Annotated in this window: 20 protein-coding genes; 12 read left to right on the top strand and 8 right to left on the bottom strand. The window is 68.1% G+C overall.

Going from position 1 to position 18,945, the window contains the following annotated elements:
- Nucleotides 1-129 precede the first annotated feature (129 nt).
- The gene (locus C454_RS09350; protein WP_004974882.1) at nucleotides 130-1,791 is read right to left on the bottom strand and encodes an amidohydrolase; all 1,662 of its coding nucleotides are present in this window, start codon (nucleotides 1,789-1,791) and stop codon (nucleotides 130-132) included.
- A 144-nt stretch (nucleotides 1,792-1,935) separates the two neighbouring features.
- Here C454_RS09350 and hmgA point away from each other — a divergent pair, with 144 nt between their 5' ends.
- Both hmgA and C454_RS20530 read left to right on the top strand, forming a co-directional pair.
- Nucleotides 1,936-3,147 carry a hydroxymethylglutaryl-CoA reductase (NADPH) gene (hmgA, locus tag C454_RS09345; protein WP_004974879.1) on the top strand — a complete coding sequence of 404 codons (1,212 nt, stop codon included), beginning with the start codon at nucleotides 1,936-1,938 and terminating at the stop codon, nucleotides 3,145-3,147.
- A 211-nt stretch (nucleotides 3,148-3,358) separates the two neighbouring features.
- On the top strand, nucleotides 3,359-3,508 hold the full coding sequence (locus C454_RS20530; protein ID WP_156224407.1) for a hypothetical protein: 150 nt from the start codon (nucleotides 3,359-3,361) through the stop codon (nucleotides 3,506-3,508).
- A gap of 47 nt (nucleotides 3,509-3,555) precedes the next feature.
- On the opposite strand, the gene C454_RS09340 is transcribed toward C454_RS20530, so the two are convergent.
- Nucleotides 3,556-4,095: a DUF5817 domain-containing protein gene (locus C454_RS09340; protein WP_004974877.1), complete on the bottom strand. Its 540-nt coding sequence runs from the start codon at nucleotides 4,093-4,095 to the stop codon at nucleotides 3,556-3,558.
- Nucleotides 4,096-4,221: 126 nt separating this feature from the next.
- Between C454_RS09340 and C454_RS09335 the strand changes: the two genes are divergently transcribed.
- From C454_RS09335 to C454_RS09325, 3 genes are all read left to right on the top strand, one after another.
- Nucleotides 4,222-4,566 carry a cupin domain-containing protein gene (locus tag C454_RS09335; RefSeq protein ID WP_004974876.1) on the top strand — a complete coding sequence of 115 codons (345 nt, stop codon included), beginning with the start codon at nucleotides 4,222-4,224 and terminating at the stop codon, nucleotides 4,564-4,566.
- A gap of 232 nt (nucleotides 4,567-4,798) precedes the next feature.
- A complete protein-coding gene (locus tag C454_RS09330) occupies nucleotides 4,799-5,302 on the top strand; it encodes a hypothetical protein (RefSeq protein WP_081605199.1) in 504 nt (167 codons plus the stop codon).
- A 172-nt stretch (nucleotides 5,303-5,474) separates the two neighbouring features.
- Complete coding sequence (locus C454_RS09325) at nucleotides 5,475-5,930, top strand: hypothetical protein (RefSeq protein WP_049905062.1); 456 nt, start codon at nucleotides 5,475-5,477, stop codon at nucleotides 5,928-5,930.
- Between the two features lie 54 nt (nucleotides 5,931-5,984).
- On the opposite strand, the gene icd is transcribed toward C454_RS09325, so the two are convergent.
- Entirely contained in the window at nucleotides 5,985-7,244 is a 1,260-nt protein-coding gene (icd, locus tag C454_RS09320) for an isocitrate dehydrogenase (NADP(+)) (protein WP_004974870.1), read from the bottom strand.
- Between the two features lie 118 nt (nucleotides 7,245-7,362).
- Here icd and C454_RS09315 point away from each other — a divergent pair, with 118 nt between their 5' ends.
- The 3 genes from C454_RS09315 to C454_RS09305 all read left to right on the top strand — a co-directional run bounded on the left by C454_RS09315 (nucleotide 7,363) and on the right by C454_RS09305 (nucleotide 9,910).
- Entirely contained in the window at nucleotides 7,363-8,382 is a 1,020-nt protein-coding gene (locus C454_RS09315; protein WP_004974864.1) for an isoaspartyl peptidase/L-asparaginase, read from the top strand.
- An 85-nt stretch (nucleotides 8,383-8,467) separates the two neighbouring features.
- Nucleotides 8,468-9,400: an oxidoreductase gene (locus tag C454_RS09310; RefSeq protein ID WP_049905061.1), complete on the top strand. Its 933-nt coding sequence runs from the start codon at nucleotides 8,468-8,470 to the stop codon at nucleotides 9,398-9,400.
- Nucleotides 9,401-9,481: 81 nt separating this feature from the next.
- Nucleotides 9,482-9,910: a DUF7522 family protein gene (locus tag C454_RS09305; protein ID WP_004974860.1), complete on the top strand. Its 429-nt coding sequence runs from the start codon at nucleotides 9,482-9,484 to the stop codon at nucleotides 9,908-9,910.
- Nucleotides 9,911-9,976: 66 nt separating this feature from the next.
- On the opposite strand, the gene C454_RS09300 is transcribed toward C454_RS09305, so the two are convergent.
- Together C454_RS09300 and C454_RS09295 are read right to left on the bottom strand one after the other, a co-directional pair.
- Nucleotides 9,977-10,609, bottom strand: coding sequence for a DsbA family oxidoreductase (locus C454_RS09300; RefSeq protein ID WP_004974858.1), 633 nt, complete (start codon nucleotides 10,607-10,609; stop codon nucleotides 9,977-9,979).
- Nucleotides 10,610-10,724: 115 nt separating this feature from the next.
- The gene (locus C454_RS09295) at nucleotides 10,725-12,536 is read right to left on the bottom strand and encodes a formate/nitrite transporter family protein (RefSeq protein ID WP_004974857.1); all 1,812 of its coding nucleotides are present in this window, start codon (nucleotides 12,534-12,536) and stop codon (nucleotides 10,725-10,727) included.
- An 85-nt stretch (nucleotides 12,537-12,621) separates the two neighbouring features.
- Here C454_RS09295 and C454_RS09290 point away from each other — a divergent pair, with 85 nt between their 5' ends.
- Nucleotides 12,622-12,813: a hypothetical protein gene (locus C454_RS09290; RefSeq protein ID WP_004974854.1), complete on the top strand. Its 192-nt coding sequence runs from the start codon at nucleotides 12,622-12,624 to the stop codon at nucleotides 12,811-12,813.
- Between the two features lie 49 nt (nucleotides 12,814-12,862).
- On the opposite strand, the gene C454_RS09285 is transcribed toward C454_RS09290, so the two are convergent.
- Nucleotides 12,863-13,504, bottom strand: coding sequence for a dienelactone hydrolase family protein (locus C454_RS09285; RefSeq protein ID WP_004974852.1), 642 nt, complete (start codon nucleotides 13,502-13,504; stop codon nucleotides 12,863-12,865).
- 166 nt (nucleotides 13,505-13,670) lie between these two features.
- On the opposite strand from C454_RS09285, the gene C454_RS09280 reads away from it, so the two are divergent.
- The 3 genes from C454_RS09280 to C454_RS09270 are packed head-to-tail and all read left to right on the top strand — an operon-like array spanning nucleotide 13,671 to nucleotide 16,043.
- Complete coding sequence (locus C454_RS09280; protein ID WP_004974850.1) at nucleotides 13,671-14,705, top strand: thiamine pyrophosphate-dependent dehydrogenase E1 component subunit alpha; 1,035 nt, start codon at nucleotides 13,671-13,673, stop codon at nucleotides 14,703-14,705.
- On the top strand, nucleotides 14,705-15,745 hold the full coding sequence (locus C454_RS09275; protein ID WP_004974849.1) for an alpha-ketoacid dehydrogenase subunit beta: 1,041 nt from the start codon (nucleotides 14,705-14,707) through the stop codon (nucleotides 15,743-15,745). The genes C454_RS09280 and C454_RS09275 overlap by 1 nt, the downstream gene beginning before the upstream one ends.
- Before the next feature lie 37 nt (nucleotides 15,746-15,782).
- A complete protein-coding gene (locus C454_RS09270; RefSeq protein WP_004974848.1) occupies nucleotides 15,783-16,043 on the top strand; it encodes a lipoyl domain-containing protein in 261 nt (86 codons plus the stop codon).
- 33 nt (nucleotides 16,044-16,076) lie between these two features.
- On the opposite strand, the gene C454_RS20310 is transcribed toward C454_RS09270, so the two are convergent.
- Both C454_RS20310 and ppk1 read right to left on the bottom strand, forming a co-directional pair.
- Nucleotides 16,077-16,553 (bottom strand): hypothetical protein, encoded by a 477-nt coding sequence (locus C454_RS20310; protein WP_115820708.1) that lies wholly within the window; start codon nucleotides 16,551-16,553, stop codon nucleotides 16,077-16,079.
- Between the two features lie 73 nt (nucleotides 16,554-16,626).
- Nucleotides 16,627-18,894, bottom strand: coding sequence for a polyphosphate kinase 1 (ppk1, locus tag C454_RS09265; RefSeq protein ID WP_004974840.1), 2,268 nt, complete (start codon nucleotides 18,892-18,894; stop codon nucleotides 16,627-16,629).
- Between the last annotated feature and the right edge of the window lie 51 nt (nucleotides 18,895-18,945).

Here is an 18,945-nt window from a genome sequence, read left to right as displayed (position 1 = left end):
AGATTCTCTACAGCTCCGATTGGTCGGTGGTACTTCCGTCTGATTGGATTCAGAACCCGCGAGCGCCGTCTACTCGGTTGAAGAATAATTTTCTTCGAATGTACTCCCCCGTCGATGGCGATTGTTCGCTCAGTCGCGTTCGAAGACGACGCGACCGTCCACGACGGTCATCGAGACCGCGACGTCGCGAATCGAGTCGGTTTCCCACGGCGACTCGTCGAGGACGACGAGGTCCGCGGCGGTGCCGACCGCGACGGTTCCCAGTCGGTCTTCGTCGAAGCCGGCGTAGGCCGCGCCGGACGTGTACGCCCGGAGCGCCTCGGTGACGGTGAGCGACTGGTCGGGGTTCGGGTGGTCGGTGGCGAGGTCGACGCCGAGAAGCGGCCCGAGCGGCATGCAGTCGCTCCCGAACGCGAGGTCGACCCCGGCGTCGAGCAGGTCGCGGTAGCGGTTGGTCCGCAGGCGTCGCTCGCCGAGGCGGGCGTCGTAGAGGCCGCCCTCGTCGGCCCACTTCAGGAAGTTCGGCTGGACCGAGGCGACGACGCCCAGTTCGGCGAACCGTTCGATGGCCTCGTCGGAGGCGAGTTCGACGTGTTCGACCCGGTGGCGGGCCGAGTCGGGGTCGTCGGTCTCCTCGTACGCGTTGAGCACTGCGTCGATGGCCGCGTCGCCGATGGCGTGCGCGGTGAGCTGGTAGCCCGACCCGTCCGCGTCGGCGACGAGTTCCCGGAGTTCTTCGGGGTCGACGACCCACTGGCCCGTCTCGTCGTCGGCCGCGTCGGGGTCACCCGCGGCGTCCGCGTACGGTTCGGTGAGCTTCGCGGTCCGGCCGCCGAAGCTCCCGTCGGTGAACGTCTTTATCGCGCCGACGGCGACGAGGTCGCCGCGGCTCCCGCCTCCGTGGTTCGTCCGCAGACCGACCTCGCGGAGCGCGTCGAGGTGGTCCGACCAGTAGTTGATTCGGACGCGGAGGTCCAGTTCGCCGGCTTCGTCGAGGTCGCGGTAGACCTCGGGCGCGCGGGAGCCGCGGACCATGTCGTGGACGCCGGTGACCCCGCGGGCGGTCGCGTACGACTGCGCGGCGCGGACGAGCGCCGCCATCTCCTCGCGGCCCGGTTCGGTCGCCTCGCGGAGCACGTCGACCGCGCCCTCGACCACGACGCCCGTCGGCTCGCCGGCGGCGTCGCCGTCGACGACGCCCTCGGAAGCAGCGTCTCCGCCGGCGGTCTGCACGCCCGAGCCGGGCATCTCGTCGGCGTAGCGGTCGAGGACGACCGAGTTGACGCCGGCGGTGTGGAGGTCCTCGCGGAAGGCGACCACGGGAAGCGACTCGGAGACGGCGTCGAGGTCGTCGCGGGTGAGATACCTGGATTCGTCCCACGTGCTCTCGTCGTAGCCGTAGCCGAGCACCCAGTCGGTCTCGTCGCCGGTCCCGTCGCTGCTGGCCCCACCACCGCCGGCTCCGCCGTCGTCAGCTTCGACTTCGGCGGCTCGCTCGCGGAGCAGTTCGACCGCCTCCGCCGGGGAGTCGGCGGCCGAGAGGTCGGCGTGGACGAGCGACCGGCCGACCATCGGGAGGTGCGTGTGGGCGTCGATGAAGCCGGGGAGGACGACGCGGCCGCCGCAGTCGACGACCCGCGTCTCGACGCCGACGAGCAGTTCCACGTCGAACGCGCGGCCGACGCGGACGACCTCGCCGTCGCGGACGGCGACGGCTTCGTGCGTCTCGTCGGGCGAGCCGAGCGTGTGTACCTCCGCGTTCGTCAGTACGAGGTCCGCTGCCGCGGTCATACGTTCGACCCCGACGCGGGAGGGCAAAACGGTTCGGGAGGCGGCGGGGTGGCCGGGCGGTGGCCGGGTGGTCTCGGACGGGAACAGACGGCGACCGTTGAAAGAACCGGAACGCGTTAGGGCCGGCGCGGGAAACGTCGGGGCATGACAGACGCCGCGTCCCTCGCCGACCGCGTTCGGGAGGGCGAACTCCGCCTCCACGAACTCGAAGCGCACGCCGACGCCGACACCGCCGCCGAGGCGCGCCGGCTGCTCGTCGAATCGCAGTCCGGCGCGTCGCTCGATGCGGTCGGGAACTACGGCTTCCCCGCCGAGGCCGCCGAGTCGGCCATCGAGAACATGGTCGGCGCGATTCAGGTGCCGATGGGCGTCGCCGGCCCCGTCAGCGTCGACGGCGGCTCCGTCTCCGGCGAGAAGTACCTCCCGCTCGCGACCACCGAGGGCGCGCTCCTCGCGTCGGTCAACCGCGGCTGTTCGGTCATCAACAGCGCCGGCGGCGCGACCGCCCGCGTCCTCAAGTCCGGGATGACCCGCGCGCCCGTGTTCCGCGTCGCCGACGTGGCCGAGGCCGAGGCGCTCGTCTCGTGGACCCGCGACAACTTCGCGGCGCTGAAGGAAGCCGCCGAGGAGACGACGAACCACGGCGAACTCCTCGACGTGACGCCGTACGTCGTCGGCAACTCGGTCTACCTGCGGTTCCGCTACGACACCAAGGACGCGATGGGGATGAACATGGCCACCATCGCCACCGAGGCCGCCTCCGGCGTCGTCGAAGAAGAGACGAGCGCCTCGCTCGTCGCCCTCTCGGGCAACCTCTGTACCGACAAGAAGCCCGCCGCAATCAACGCCGTCGAGGGCCGCGGCCGGAGCGTCACCGCCGACGTGCGCATCCCGCGCGAAGTCGTCGAAGAGCGCCTGCACACCACGCCTGAAGCGGTCGCCGAACTCAACACCCGCAAGAACCTCGTCGGCTCCGCGAAGGCCGCGAGCCTCGGCTTCAACGCCCACGTCGCCAACGTCGTCGCCGCGATGTTCCTCGCCACCGGACAGGACGAGGCGCAGGTCGTCGAGGGCGCGAACGCCATCACGACCGCCGAGGTGCAGGACGGCGACCTCTACGTCTCGGTCTCCATCGCCTCCCTCGAAGTCGGCACCGTCGGCGGCGGCACGAAGCTCCCGACGCAGTCCGAGGGCCTCGACATCCTCGGCGTCAGCGGCGGCGGCGACCCCGCCGGCTCCAACGCCGACGCCCTCGCCGAGTGCATCGCCGTCGGCTCCCTCGCGGGCGAACTCTCGCTCCTTTCGGCGCTCGCCTCGCGACACCTCTCCAGCGCCCACGCCGAACTCGGTCGATAACTCGAACCGGGTTTCAGTTTCACCGGCACCGGACACAGCTGAACTGCTTTTCTCAGCACACTCCCGCACTATACTAGCGTATTCGCATCTCTCTGTTTACTTTCACTTTCACCCCGCACCCGTGGCTCGCGTTTATTCCGTTTCCGCGGAAACGATGAAAACGCGTCCGTCGGGCAGCACCCGCGGGCGTGTCCACACCCCATCCCCTCCCATGCCACTCTCTACACGCAGTACCGACCCCGAATCGCCCGACGAGTACGACGACGCGCGGCGGTTGGCGCTCGCGCTCAGGCTGGTGAAGTTGGCCCTCGGCGTCGTCGCCTCCGCGCTGACCGTGGCGAAGTTGCTCGGCGCGCTCTGAGGTGCTCGCGCTCGCGGCCCCCTCCTACCGGTCGCCCGCCGCGACGCTCAGACCAGTCGGTGTCGGCCCCGCGACTCCGACACCTCGCCGCGCCGCCGGAGTTTGTCGAGCAGGTCGCGGGCGCGGTCCTCCGGGACGCCGCGTTCGACCGCGGTCGCGACGATTTCCTCCTCGGTCGGCCGGTCGCCGTCCCGAACCGCCTCGCGAACGACCGTCAGGCGGTCGGGCGACCCCGACGACGAGTTCCGACCGCGAGAGGCGGCCTCGCCCGCCTCGAACACCTCGTCGGCGTCGAGCCCCGAGCCTTCGAGGTACTCGCGGTCGTCGACGCCCGACTCCTCGGCCCGCCGGTCGAGTTCCGAGACGTGTTCGACCTGCGCGAACGCCTCGCTGTCGCCGTGTTTCTTCGCCAACAGCGCCGAGCGCGCCTGCCGCGCGGCGTCCCTGTCGTCGGACTCGAAGAAGCGCCGGAGCTTCTTCGTCTGGTGTCGCCTGCCGCACCGCGGACACGTCGCCGTCTTCGACCCGTCGGGGTCCGAAAGCAGCCACATGTTCGCGCAGTCCGTACACCCTACGACCGCGTACATACGCCGATGTTCCGCGGCGTCGGATTTGAACGTTCGGGAGCGGGAGCGACCGCGGGCCCCTCGCGGGTGACGACCCCCGCCGCGCCTCCCCGGCGGATTTATCCCCGTTCCCTGTGGCTTGCCACCATGGACCGAGTTTCACTCGACGACGCGCCGTCCGCCGAGGCGGCCGACGGCGTCTCCCTCTCGCTCCTCGCGGGCGGGGAGAAGATGAACGTCCAGCACTTCCGCATCGAACCCGGCGCGGCCGTCCCGGTTCACGACCACCCGCACGAGCAGGTCGGCTACATCGTCGCCGGCGAACTGACGTTCCTCGTCGGCGACGAGGGCGAGGAAGTCGCCGTCGGTCCCGGCGACGCCTACTCGCTCGCGGGCGGCGAACTCCACGGTGCGGAGAACCGCGGCGACGAGACCGTCGTCGGCATCGACGTGTTCTCGCCGCCGCGGGAGAATCCGCCGTGGCTAGACTGACGCCGAGTGCGACCCCCCGTTAGAACCTCTCTTACGGGCCGTCGGGGTGGGGTCTCTCGAACGAGTCACGGAACGTTTCGTTCGAAACACATGAGGAGAAAGCATTTATCAGTCCGGTGTCACCATCCGGTAGACGGTAGTCCCTAACTATGCCCCTCCCCCGCGTACTTCCTCCATGGATAGCGCCCGGCGCGCCGAACACCCCGGATACCCCGCCGAGCAGCGGGCGACCATGAGTCACTCGAAGCTCGCACGCGAGCCGTGGCTGTGGGTGTTCGTCGGCGTCTGGGCGGCGGTCGTCAGCGCGCTCCACTTCGGCGGGCTCGCCTACGACATCTACACGCGTATCTGGTGGTGGGACGTGCTCACCCACTCGCTCTCGGGCTTCGGCGTCGCGGGCGTGTTGTTCCTCGTGTTCCCCCGGACCTTCCGGGGCGCTCGCGCCCCGGTGGTCGTCGGTGGCATCATCCTCGCCATCGGCGCGGGGTTCGAGGTGTACGAGTACCTGTTCAAGGACTTCTGGTGGGGCTGGTCGATGGCCTACTACGTCGAGGACACCGCGATAGACCTCGTGGTCGACGTGGTCGGCGGCCTCGGCTTTTTCGCCCTCGTCGAGGGCGTCCTCAGGTCGCGGACGCGGGCGGACAGCCCCCGCGGCGACTCGCCGCCCTCCTCCGGACACCTCCGCTCCGACGGCGGCGAGAAGGCGGACGACGACTCCTCATCGGACCGCTGACTCCGGACGCGATGCTCCCGTCGGGAGGGTTAATTTAACCCCAAACGTGTTGCTCCGTCGGGATAACGTACATATCGATGATGTCCTATCTCTCGTCTATGCTTCCGCTCGCAGCAGGCCCGGCACCGACCCTCCTCACCGTACTCGGCGCGACTCGCGCACTCCCCCGCGCATGCTGAGGCGCACCTGGGACGAGATGGTGCTGGCCGGGTGGGAAGAACGCCCCCGAGAGATGGCCGCCGTCGCGGTGTTCGGGAGCGTCGTCACCGCGACGCACTTCACCAGCATGGCGCTGTTTCTCTACACCCGCATCTGGTGGTGGGACATCCTCGTCCACGCCGCCTCCGGGTTCGGCGTCGCGGCGGTCCTCTACGTCCTCAACCCCCGCCTGCTCCACTCGCGGGTCGCGCTCCTCGTCGTCCTCCCGATGGCGGTCGCCGCCATCGGCACGTGGTTCGAGGTGTACGAGCGCCTGTTCACTAGCTTCTGGGTCGAGTGGCCCCGCTCTGTCTACTTGGAGGACACGGGCGTCGACATCGTCGCCGACACCGCCGGCGCGGTCGTCTTTGGGTTCGTCAGGCCCCTGTGGAACCGGATTCAGCGCTGGCGGGACCCGAATCGACTGTAGTCGGCGCGAAAGAACTGCGGCGTCGATGCCGCGAGAGAGAAGTGGTGTGTTCGTTTACGCGAGTTCGTGAATGTTCTCGACGACCTTGTCGGCGTACTCGCTCGTGGCGAGCTTGTTGCCGCCCTCAATCTGGCGTTCGAGGTCGTAGGTGACGTCGCCGTCCGAGATGGTCTTCTCGACGGCGTCGCGGATGAGCTTGCCGGCGTCCTTCCAGCCCATGTACTCGAACATGAGACGGCCGGAGAGGATCATCGCGGTCGGGTTGACCTTGTCCTCGCCGGCGTACTTGGGCGCGGAGCCGTGGACGGGCTCTGCGAGACAGAGACCCTCGCCGAAGTTCGCGCCGGGGGCGATGCCGAGACCACCGATCTGCGCGCCGGCGGCGTCGGACATGTAGTCGCCGTTGAGGTTCATCGTGGCGATGACCTCGTAGTCGGCGGTGCGGGTGAGAAGCTGCTGGAGCATGTTGTCAGCGATGCGGTCCTTGACGACGACCTTGTCCTCGGGCTTCTCGCCGTCGTACTCCTCCCAGAGCTCGTCTTCCGTGATGGTGACGTCGCCGAACTCCTCTTCGGCGAGTTCGTAGCCCCAGTCGCGGAACGCGCCCTCGGTGAACTTCATGATGTTACCCTTGTGGACGAGGGTGACGGAGTCGCGGTCGTTTTCGAGGGCGTACTCGATGGCCTCGCGGACGAGTCGCTTCGTCCCGAACTCGGTGATGGGCTTGATGCCGATGCCGACGGGACCGTCGTGGATGACGCCGTCCGCGCCCATCTCGTCTTCGACGAACTCCTTGACCTTCTGGACCTCGTCGGTGCCGGCTTCCCACTCGATGCCGGCGTACACGTCTTCGGTGTTCTCGCGGAACGTGACCATGTCCATCGCCGAGGGGTTCTTCACGGGCGACGGGACGCCGTCGAGGTGGTAGGTCGGGCGGACGTTCGCGTAGAGGTCGAGCTTCTTGCGGAGCGCGACGTTGAGCGAGCGGAAGCCGGCACCGACGGGCGTCGTGAGCGGGCCCTTGATTGCGACGCGGTGGTTGCGGATGGCGCTTACCGTGTCCTCCGGGAGGTTCTCGTCGTACTTGTCGCGGGCGGACGAACCGGCGTAGACGCGCATCCAAGAGACAGAGCGGCCGGTCGCCTCGGCGGCGGCGTCGAGGACCTTCTGTGCGGCGGGGCCGACGTCCGTTCCGATTCCGTCGCCGTGGATGATCGGAATAATCGGGTTGTCGGGGACGGAGAGCTCGCCCGTCTCCTCGTCGACCGTGATCTTCTCGCCGTCGTCCGGAACCTCAATCTGGTCGTAGCTCATGAACAATTTGGGTTTTCCAGTGCGGTGTAAAAGTCCTGCCGTTATCGACGGCGAAGTGCAAGTATCGCTCCATTCATCGGTCGATACGTTTAGGACCACGCTCCGAAGACACCCTCGTATGCGAATTATCCTCCACGGCGGTGCCGGCGGTATCCCCGGCGAACCGGAACCCAGACAGGCCGTCTTGGACGACGCGGCCGACGCGGGCGCGAGCGAATCCGACCCGTTTTCGGCGGTCGAGACCGCGGTCCGCGTCCTCGAATCGGACCACCGTTTCAACGCGGGCGTCGGCGGCGCGGTCCAGTCCGACGGCGTCGTCCGCACCGACGCGGGCGTCATGCTGAGCGACCGACGCGCCGGCGCGGCCTCCGGCATGGAGGGCGTCGAACACGCCGTCTCCGTCGCGCGGGCGGTCCTCGAAGACACCCCGCACGTCCTCCTGACGGGCGAGCCGGCGGTCGACTTCGCCGCCGACGCGGGCGTCGAGACCGGCGTCGACCTCTTCACCGACGAGACCCGCGAGCGCTGGGAGAACGCGGACGCGCCCGAGGGGTCGCCGACGGAACACCTCGCGTGGCTCGCGGACCGCTTCGGCGGCAGCACGAGCGACCCGACGGCCGAGGCGGGTGACGGCTACCTGCCGGCCCGCGAGGAGACCTCGGCAGGCAGTGGCCGCCCGGCTCGCAACGCTCGCCTTCCCGGCCACGACAATTCTGAGGGAACCTCAGCAAGCAGTGACCGCTCGGCTCACGATGTTCGCCTTCCCGGTCACGACACGGTCGGCGCGGTCGCCACCGACGGCGAGACGTTCGCCTCCGCGACCTCGACCGGCGGCCGCTGGTTCGCCCTCGCCGGCCGTGTCGGCGACGTACCCCAAATCGGCTCGGGTTTCTACGCCTCCCCCGCGGGCGGCGCGTCGACCACGGGAGCGGGAGAGGACATCGCGCGCGTGACGCTCGCACGTCGCGCTGTCGGCCACCTCGAACGCGGCTGCGACGCCCAGACCGCGGCCGACCTCGCCATCGAGGAGTTCGGCGAACTCACCGGGTCGTCGGCGGGCATCATCCTCCTCGACGACGAGGGCTTCGGCTCGGCGTACAACTCCGACGGGATGCAGACCAGCACCGCGTCGAAGTAGTCCCAATCGGGCGTCTGCGACCGCTCGCCCGGCCGCGCCAGCGGTCGCCGCCACGGTTTACTCGGTTCGGTCCTTGGAGTTCCCCATGAGCGATTGGACCGCGGCCGACGCCCCCGACCTCTCGGGGAAGACCGTCGTCGTCACCGGCGCGAACAGCGGCCTCGGCTTCGAGGCGACGCGCATGTTCGCAGAGAAGGGCGCGCACGTCGTCATGGCCTGCCGCCTCGACCGCGGCGAGGACGCCATGGCCGACGTCCGCGACTCGGTGCCGGCGGCCTCGCTGACTCTCTCGGAACTCGACCTCGCCGACCTCGACTCAGTCCGGGGGTTCGCCGACGAGTTCGCCGCCGAGCACGGGGCGTTACACGCCCTCTGCAACAACGCCGGCGTGATGGCGATTCCCCGGCGGGAGACCGCACAGGGCTTCGAGACGCAGTTCGGCGTGAACCACCTCGGTCACTTCGTCCTGAGCGCCCGCCTGTTTCCGACGCTCCGCGACACGCCCGGCGAGACGCGGCTCGTCACGATGTCGAGCGGCCTCCACGAGCGCGGCCGGATGGACTTCGACGACCTGCAGGGCGAACGCGACTACGACGAGTGGGACGCCTACGCCCAGAGCAAGCTCGCGAACCTGCTTTTCGCGTTCGAACTCGACCGCCGGCTGACCGCCGCGGGCATCGACGACGTGCTGAGCGTGGGCGCACATCCCGGCTACGCCGACACGAACCTCCAGTTCCGCGGCCCCGAGGCGTCCGGGTCGACGCTCCGGTACTGGATGAGCAAACTCGGCAACGCGATATTCGCCCAGTCGGCCGAGATGGGCGCGCTCCCGCTTCTGTACGCCGCCACGTCGCCGGCTGTCGAAAGCGGGGAGTACGTCGGCCCGCAGGGGCTGTTCGGCATGCGCGGCAACCCCGGCATCGCGGAGTCGAGCGACCGCGCCAGAGACCCGGAGACTGCCGCACGGCTCTGGGAGGTCTCGGAGGAACTCACCGACACGCGGTTCCGACTGGCCTGAACCGCGCCGGGCCGAGCGGCGCGGCGACCGGGTGGTGGGAGAGGCGAGACGGCCAAATACTGTGGCGTGCTATCTACCCCCGTGACCGAATCAACGCCGACAATCACCGGGAGCGTCGCCGACGCCCTCGTCTCCACCTGCCGAACGACCCTCGGGGACGCTCTCCGAAGCGTCGTCCACTTCACCCGCGACGACTTCGACGTGCTGTACGTCCGGCGGGACCTCTACGGCGGCGACGAGGCCGCGGCGCGCGCGGCCAAATCCGAACTCGTCGAGAGCGAGCGCACCGGGTTCGGACCGCAGGAAACCTACAACGCCGGCAGGAACGGCGAGCGTCCGGAGTTCGGCGAGTACGAGTTCACCCTTCGCGTCTTCTCTGACGGGTTCGTCGGCCGCGTCGTCGCCGGAGACCGCGGCGTCATCGTCACCACCGACGAACTCGAACTCTCGGAGTTCGAGGAGATGGAAGTCGCGCTCCGTCGGATGCTCGAAACGAACACCGCCGGGTGAACCGACTCGCCGGCGGGCGCGACGACCCTTCGAGCGCTGTCGGTCTCGTTGGTCGCTCGTCCGGCCCTACACGCCCTCGACGAGTCGCTCTAGCTGTTCCGGCGGAACCGCACCTCTCGCGGCGTAGCCCTCGTACGCGAACGTTGGGACGCCGGTGACGCCGTGTTGCTGGGCCTCGCTGAATCGTTCGCGCACCTCGCTCCGAAGCGTTTCGTCGCCGAGCGCGGACGTGACTTCCTCGCCGTCGACGCCCACCGATTCGGCGAGTTCGACGAGTACAGCCTCGTCGCCGATATCTTTGCCGTCCTGCCAGAGCGCCTCGAAGACCGACTCGTCGAACGCGAGCCACGTCTCGTAGTCGGCGTGTCCCTTCAGGTAGTACGAGACGACCTGCGCCGGAAGCGAGTCCACGTCGGTCCCGAGTTCCAGGTTCATCTCGACGCCGTACCGCTCTTGTAACCGGCGGACTCCCTGCTTCGCCTGCTCGTAGTAGTCTTCGTCTTTTCTGTCGTCGACCGAGAAGTCGATGCTCCCGTCGGGGCGGCGCTTCTGACTCCGCAGGTCGAACGGATGCCAGTCGATGTCGAGTTCCTCGTCTCTCGTCTCTTGGTACTGCGACAGGGACTGCCTCCCGAGGTAGCAGAAGGGACACACGTAGTCCGAGTAGACCGTTATCGCCTGGTCGGCGTCTGAGCTCATACGAATTTGTCTCTCCTACGGTTACAAAAACGGCGCGGTCGCCGGCGATCAGTTCGAATGCCGACGCTACTGAGTTGCAGAGAGCGAACGGCCGCGAGGAGAGTAGCCGACCGCCTCAGCGTCCGAACAGACGCTGCCTGAGGCTTCGGTCGGTGGCGCGCTCCACCAGGAGAACCGCGTGGTCGGTGTCGTTGACCACGTCGAGGTGCAGCGAGTCGGTCAGGAGTCGAGTGAGAAGGCCCTGTTCGGTCGCTCCCATCAGCACCATCGAGTGGCTGTCGGCCCGGTCGGCGATGGCTCGTTCGATGTCGCCGGAGTCGTCGACGATTCGCGCCGCGTCCTGCAGGCCGTGTTCGGTCGCCCAGTCGGAGAGGAACGCCTCGCCCCGTTCGCGGTCGTCCGGGCCGTCGACGACGTGAAGGAGCGTCACCTCCGACCCGACGGTCGAGTGGAGGGACTTCGCGACCTCGGCACTCAGCGCCGAGTGGGCGCTATCGACCGTCGGCAAGAGGAGTCGGCTGGTGTCGTAGTTCCGGTCGTTGAGGACGAGGAAGTCGCAGGGCAGGCGACTCGTCAACTCGCTCATCGTCCGCTCTGCACGTCCTCCCGCCCAGATTCGGTCGTTGCTCCAGCCCATGACGACGAGGTCCGCGTCTTTGCGGCGGGCGACGGTGAATATCTCCTCGAACGAGCGGTGTGAGACGACGGTCGACGTGCGGGCTTCGATATCGTAGCCGGCAGCGCGTTCACGGGCGTCTTCGAGCTGCTCGTTGGAGTGTGCGATAATCCGCTGGTTCTGTGCGGCACCGTAGCGTTGCGAGACGCGCGAGGGGACCTGCACCACGTGGACGATGTCGACGATGGCGTCCTCTTTCGACTTCGCGAGCGCGCAGGCGAGTTCGACGACGTGCGACTCGGTCCGCGGGTTCGCGATGGGGACGACGACCCGGTAGGAGTCCGGGTGGTCTTCGGTTCCCTCTTCGGTCTCGATGAGCGGGACGTACGACCGTCCCGCGAGCCCACCCAGCACCCACTCGCGAACCGAGAGCTGCCGTTTCGCGCCCTCGAAACGAGCGGATTCTAACCGGTTTTCCGTCGTCTGGAAGTAGTTGACGACGGTGACGAGGACGACGCCGCCGAAGGTGTTGCCCAACAGGACGGGGACGACGAACTCGGTCAGGCCGACGAGGAACGCCAGCTGGCCGTTCATCACGAGGTAGACCATCTCGGTGTAGGAGACGACGACGTGGAAGAGGCCACCCAGCGGGACCGCGAGGAACGCGAGGTAGACGACGACGAGACGAGAGATGGTGTCGCGGGCGGCGAAGGTGACCCAGACGACGCCGGCGACGATGAGGCCGGCGAACGCGGCCTTGAAGAAGAGACTCCACCATGGCGTCTCGACGCCCTTCTGAGCGAGTTCGAGCGCCGCGTTCGCGGCTTCCGGCGAGAGGACGCCGCCGAAGGCGAGGGCGGCCGCACCGAGCGTCCCGCCGAAGAGGTTCCCCGCGAGGACGACGACCCAGTTACGCAAGAGCGCGGGGATACTGGCCAACCGCTCCAGCGTCAACGCGACCGGCGGGAGCGTGTTCTCGGTGTAGAGCTGATAGCCCCCGATGATGATGTAGATGAACCCGAGCGGGTAGAGCATCGCACTTAACACCGGGTCGCCGCCGGTGGACGCCTTCATCGAGACGTAGAGGAGGAACGTGATCGTAATCGCGAAGCCCGCGGCGAGGGCGCTGAAGAACAGTTCCCGCGCCCCGGAGGTTATCTCCTCGTCCGCGGCCGCGACGATGCGCTGGAACACCTCGTCGGACGAAAAACGGTCGCGAACCACCGAACCGACCGCCGGCGCGCCGCTTCGTGACCGTTCGACGGCCTCGCGAACGGATTCGTCGAGCTCCGTCGACTCGGGTTCTGTCATTGAGCGGTGTTTTTCGAATAAACCGTTCTAAACGTACCGGTTCAGGCCGTCTACAACAGTTCGGTCGCGTCGGAAGCGTCCACCCATGTATGTCGAGTATCATCTACGGCGTATCCGTACCCACGACCAACAGACGCCACCGCTGCAACCGCTGCGGCCGCGGTTTCGACTCCGGGGGCGACTCGACGAACACGTCGAGCGCCGCCACCCGAAGGAGGACGTCCGCTGGTGGGTCGTCGTCGAAGACCCCGCGAAGGACCGCAAGTTCTCGCGCTGACCGTCCCGACCCCCCGCTCCGCGGTCGCCGGCGACCGCAGGCGACGCCCTCAGCCGAGGTGGCTCTCGAACCAGTCGGCGGCGAGGTCGGCCACCTCGTCCAGTTCGCCCGGCCCCTCGAACAGGTGGCCCGCGCCGGCGACGACTTCCAACGACTTCTCGCAGTCCAGTCGGGCGAACGCGTCGCGGTTCAGGCTCAAAACCGGCTCGTCGGCACCGCCGACGACGAACAGCGTCGGTGCCGTCACGTCGCCGAGCCGCGACTCCGCGAGGTCGACGCGCCCGCCGCGAGAGACGACCGCGCCGGCGTCGTCGCCGAGGTCGGCCGCCGCGAGGACCGCCGCCGCCGCGCCGGTGCTCGACCCGAAGTAGCCGTAGTCGAGGGCCGCGACGTCGTCGCGGCCGCGGAGCCACTCGGTCGCGCCGAGCAGTCGCTCGGTCAGAAGCGGGATGTCGAACCGCGTCTCGTACGTCTCGTCTTCCGCCTCCGTGAGCAGGTCGAAAAGGAGCGTCCCGAGCCCGCGGTCGCGGATGACCTCGGCGACGAAGTTGTTCCGCGGGCTCTTCCGACTGCTGCCGCTGCCGTGGGCGAACACCACGAGCCCCGACGCCCCGGACGGAACGCGGAGGTCGCCCTCCAGCACCGCGTCGCCGACGGGTATCGAGACGAGGTTCGTCGTCGTGTCGTTCATGCGAGACGATACGCTCGAACCGGGCTTAGACCTGTCTCGACCCGTCGCTTCGCGTGAATCCGCAGTCCGTTCGTTCTGATGGTCATGACTTACACAATTAATGTTAATAGATACTCGGGAGTACACCCGCACGCCAACTATGGTGAGTGTTACCGACCTACAGACGATGTACGAGCAGATGGTGACCGCTCGGCACTACGAGGAGCGACTGGTGGACGAGTACCTCGTCGGCAAGCAGCCGGCGTTCGACATCTCGGCGGGGCCGATTCCCGGCGAGCTCCACCTCGCGGCCGGCCACGAGGCGTCCGGAGCGGGCGTCTGCATGCACCTCCGAGACGACGACACGGTGACCGCGCCGCACCGACCGCACCACATCGCCATCGCGAAGGGCGTCGACCTCAAGCGCATGACCGCCGAGATTTTCGGCCGGAAGACGGGGCTCTGCCGCGGGAAGGGCGGGCACATGCACCTGTTCGACCCCGACGTGAACTTCGCGTGTTCGGGCATCATCGCGCAGGGCTGTCCGCCGGCGGTCGGCGCGGCGATGGCGGCGAAAAAGCGGAACACCGACGCCGTGGCCGTCGCCTTCCTCGGGGAGGGCGCTATCGACCAGGGCGGCTTCCTCGAATCGCTGAACCTCGCGGCGGTCCACGACCTCCCGGTCGTCTTCGTCGTCGAGGACAACGACTGGGCCATCAGCATGCCGAAAGACCGCGTGACCGACGTGCAGAACGGCGCACAGCGCGCCGCCGGCTTCGACCTGCCGGGCGTCCGAATCGACTCCGACGACGCCACGGCGGTCTACGAGGCCGCGGGCGAGGCCGTGATGCGCGCCCGCGACGGCAACGGGCCGACGCTCATCGAGGTACAGGTCCACCGCCGGATGGGCCACTTCATGGGCGACGCCGAAGCCTATCGACCGGAGGCCGACATCGACCGCGCGAAGCAGCGCGACTCCATCGAGCGACTCGCCGAGGACCTCCGCTCGCACGGCGTGACCGACGACGAACTCGACGAGATTCGAGAGCGCGCCCACGAGCGGGTCGAGGAGGCGATTTCGTGGGCCAAAGAGCAGCCCGAACCGGCCCCGGAGGAGGCGTACGAGAACGTGTTTACGAACCCGCCGGCGCAGGCGGCGACGGACGGCGGGAGCGCGACAGACGCGCCGGACGACGCCGGCGAGACGGGAGGTGACAACTGATGGCGACCGAATCACGAGACTACACGGAAGCGACCGAGACGGACCGCGAACTGACCATGAGCAGGGCGATGGTGGAAGCCATCGCGTGGGAGATGCGCGAGAACGAGGAGGTGTTCTACATGGGCGAGGACGTCGCCGACTACGGCGGCATCTTCTCCAGTACGACCGGCCTCTTGGACGAGTTCGGCCGCGACCGCGTGATGGACGTGCCCATCAGCGAGACGGCCTACCTCGGCGCGGCCGTCGGGGCCGCACAGGCCGGCATGCGCCCGATTGCCGAACTGATGTTCGTCGACTTCTTCGGCGTCGCCATGGACCAGATCTACAACAACATGGCGAAGAACACCTACATGAGCGGCGGGTCCTTTTCGGTCCCGATGGTGCTGACCACGGCCGTCGGCGGAACTTACAACGACGCCGGCCAGCACTCCCAGACGCTCTACGGGACCTTCGCCCACCTGCCGGGGATGAAAGTCGTCGTCCCCTCGACGGCCTACGACGCCAAGGGCCTGATGCACAGCGCCATCCGCGACGACGACCCGGTCGTCTACATGTTCCACAAGCGCCTCATGGGCCTCGGCTGGATGCCCTCGCCCTCGGGCCCGAAGACCGGGGTTCCCAAGGACGACTACACGATTCCGTTCGGCGAGGCCGACGTGAAGCGCCCCGGCGACGACGTGACCGTGGTCACCCTCGGCCTGCACGTCCACCGGGCGATGGAGGCCGCGGAACAGCTCGACGACGACGGCATCGACGCCGAGGTCATCGACCTCCGGACGCTCGTGCCGCTCGACACCGAGACGGTGCTCGACTCGGTCCGCAAGACCGGGAAACTCCTCGTCGTGGACGAAGACTACCAGTCGTTCGGCGTGACGGGGGAAATCATCGCGCGGGCCGCCGAGGGCGCGCTGGACGACCTCTCGGCCGTCAAGCGCCTCGCCATCCCCGACGTGCCGATTCCCTACGCCCGCTCGCTGGAAGACGAGGTCAACCCCGGCACCGACGATATCGCGGCGGCCGTCCGCGAACTCCACGAATGAGACGAGCGCCCGAAACAGACGGGGACGGAGGCGGACGATGAGCGACGCGGTCGACGTGAACTCGGCCGATTCGTGGCCCGACGACGCCGACGACGTGGCCGAGGGCTACCTCGCCAACTGGTTCGTCCGCGAGGGGTCGGCGGTCGACGAGGGAGAGACGCTCTGCGAGATACAGGTCGAGAAGGTGAGCATCGACGTGGCCGCGCCGACCGCGGGGACGGTCACGGAGATACTCGTCGCCGAGGGCGGCGACTTCGACCGCGGCGACGTGCTCGCGCGGGTGCAACCGAGCGCCTGACGACGGCTATTTTTCGGCGGTACGCTGTTCGGGTCAACAGGGAGAGACGTCGTCACCGCTGGTGCGTTCGACATCCGTCTCGGTCACGAGGTAGAGCGCCTCCGAGGACGAGTCCGCTTCTTCGCCTTCTTTGCCGTACCAGTACGGATGCGTCACGTCGACGACGACGCCGTCAGCAGAGCGTTCGACGACCATCGCTTCTTTGCTCGCCGTCGTCGGTGTCGTTCCCCAACTCAGGAGACAGGTGGCGTTCTGCAGACGGTTTTCGAGATAGGTTTCCTCGGCGGCGAGCGCTCGGGCTTTGGCGTCCTCGTCTGAAATTTCGGCGAGTGGAACTGCTGTCTCGGATTCCGGTGTTGCCGTCTGGTCATCGGTCGTCTCGGGGTGTGTCGTGGTGGGTGAGCCATCACCAGTCGGTGTGTCGGCGAGACATCCTGCGAGACCGATTCCGAAGACGAGAACGATGCCGGTACGCTGGAGGATACGTCTTCGGTGGTGAGGAGAGTTCATAGACTCGTCTGCAACGTGGACCAGAATATGTCTTCTGTCCAACTAAACGTGCGGGCCAGTCGTGTCGGGCACGCTACGACTCGTGGTCGCCGTTCTTCGACCGGTGGGTCTCCGCCAGCGCCCGGTTCATCAGGACAGTATGCGCCTCGACTTCCTGTGCGTCGTCTGTCGGGCGTAGTTGCTGGTACCGACCGTCGGCGTCCATCACCCAGCGCCGGCGGTTGTCCGACAGGAGCGCGTCGAGGACGGCGTCGAGTTCGGCGCGGTGTTCCGGGTCTTCGACGGGCGCGACGGCCTCGACCCGGCGGTCGAGATTGCGCGTCATCCAGTCCGCGGAACCGACGTAGTAGTCCGGCTCGCCCCCGTTCTCGAAGTAGAAGATACGCGAGTGTTCGAGGAACCGCCCGACGACGCTCGACACCGAGACGTTCTCCGAGAGCCCCTCGATGCCGGGCCTGAGCCGGCAGATGCCCCGGACCACGAGGTCGATATCGACGCCCGCCATCGACGCCTCGTAGAGTTCGCGGACCATCGCGGGGTCCTCGAGGGAGTTCATCTTGGCGACGATGCGGGCGTCGCGGCCGGCGCGGGCGTGGTCGGCCTCCCGGCGGACGAGCCGAGTCATCTCCTCGCGGAGGTTCGTCGGCGCGACCAGCAGTTTCCGGTAGGTCTCCTGCCGCGAGTGGCCGGTGAAGAAGTTGAACAGGCGCACGAGGTCGTGACCGATGTCGGGGTCGGTCGTGAACAGCCCGAGGTCGGTGTAGAGCTTCGCCGTCTGGGAGTGGTAGTTCCCGGTGGCGACGTGGGAGTACAGTCGCACCTCGTCGTCTTCCTCGCGGACGACGAGCGCCGTCTTCGAGTGGGTTTTCAGCCCGATAGTGCCGTAGGCGACGTGGATGCCCTCCTCTTCGAGGCGGCGGACCCACCGGAGGTTGTTCTCCTCGTCGAACCGCGCTTTGAGTTCGACCATCACCGCGACCTGCTTGCCGTTCTTCGCGGCCTCGATGAGCGTCTCGATGACCTCGGAGTCCGGCGCGGTCCGGTAGATGGTGGCTTTGATGGCCAGCACGTCCGGGTCGGCCGCGGCGGCCGCGAGGAACGTTCCCACCGTGCCCGTAAACGAGTGGTACGGGTGGTGGACGAGCACGTCCTTCCGGGCGATTTCGGCGAACACCGACTCGGGGTCGTCGGCGGAGCGCCCGGCGAACCGCGGGTGGGGCTGCGGCGTCCACGGCTCGACTTCGAGTTCCGGGCGGTCGAGGTCGAAAAGCGACGTGAGCGCCCCGTAGTCCAGCGGCAGGTCGCGCTCGAACACCTCGGGGTCGTCCACGTCGAGCTGTTCCGCGAGCAGGTCGCGGACCGCCTCGGGCGTGCCCGACTGGACTTCCAGCCGAACGACCGTGGCGAACCGACGCTGGCGGAGCACGTCCTCTATCGTGGCGATGAGGCCCTCGGCGACCTCCTCGTTCCGGCGGACCTCGGCGTTCCGCGTCACCCTGAACGCCGAGGTGTCGACGACGTCGACGTTCGGAAACAGGAGGTCGATGTTGCGCTCGATGACGGCCACGAGCGGGACGAACCTTACCGGAGCGGCTGAGCCGGCGGATTCGGTGGTGGAGGCATCGGCGACGGTCGCCCCGTCCGCGTCGCCGACGCGCTCGTCGACGTTGACGAGTCGCGGGCGGTTGCCGGGGACCTTGACCCGCGAGAACTTCGTCGGCTCGTCGTCGCCCTCGGTCGTCCGGACCGCGAGCGACAGCGAGAGGTTCGAGATGAACGGGAACGGGTGCGCCGGGTCGAACGTCAGGGGCGTGAGCGTCGGCAGGACCGAGGCCTCGAAGTAGTCGCGGAGCGCCGCCCGCTCGTCGGGCGCGAGGTCGTCGTAGCCGACGATTTCGATGCCCGCGTCGGCGAGCGCGGGTCGGACGAGGTCGTGAAAGCAGGCCGACTGCCGGTCGAGCAGGTCGCGGGCGCGGTCGAGGACGAGCGACCACTGTCGGCTCGGCGTCCGACCGTCGGGCGACAGTTCGCTCACGCCGGCGGCCATCTGCTGTTTCAGGCCGCCGACGCGCTTCATGAAGAACTCGTCGAGGTTCGAGGTGAGAATCGAGAGGAACTTGACGCGCTCGAAAAGCGGGTTGCGGTCGTCGACCGCCTCGTGGAGGACGCGCTCGTGGAAGGCGAGTTCGCTGAGTTCGCGGTTGAGGTACAGCGCGGGGTCGGTGAGGTCGGCGTCGGCTGAGGTCGACTCGCCGTCTCCGCGCTCGCGGACGCGGACCGGCGCGGTCGTCTGACTCTGCCGGGCCTGCGAGTCGCCGCCGCGAGCCTCGTCGTCGGACATGTGCTGAGAGGAGATGGTTCGGCGGCGACCTTTAGTTCGCCGCCTCCGACT

The sequence above is a fragment of the Haloferax gibbonsii ATCC 33959 genome (genome assembly GCF_000336775.1).
In the GTDB taxonomy this organism is placed as follows: domain Archaea; phylum Halobacteriota; class Halobacteria; order Halobacteriales; family Haloferacaceae; genus Haloferax; species Haloferax gibbonsii.
This window is presented reverse-complemented; position numbering and strand designations above follow the sequence as displayed.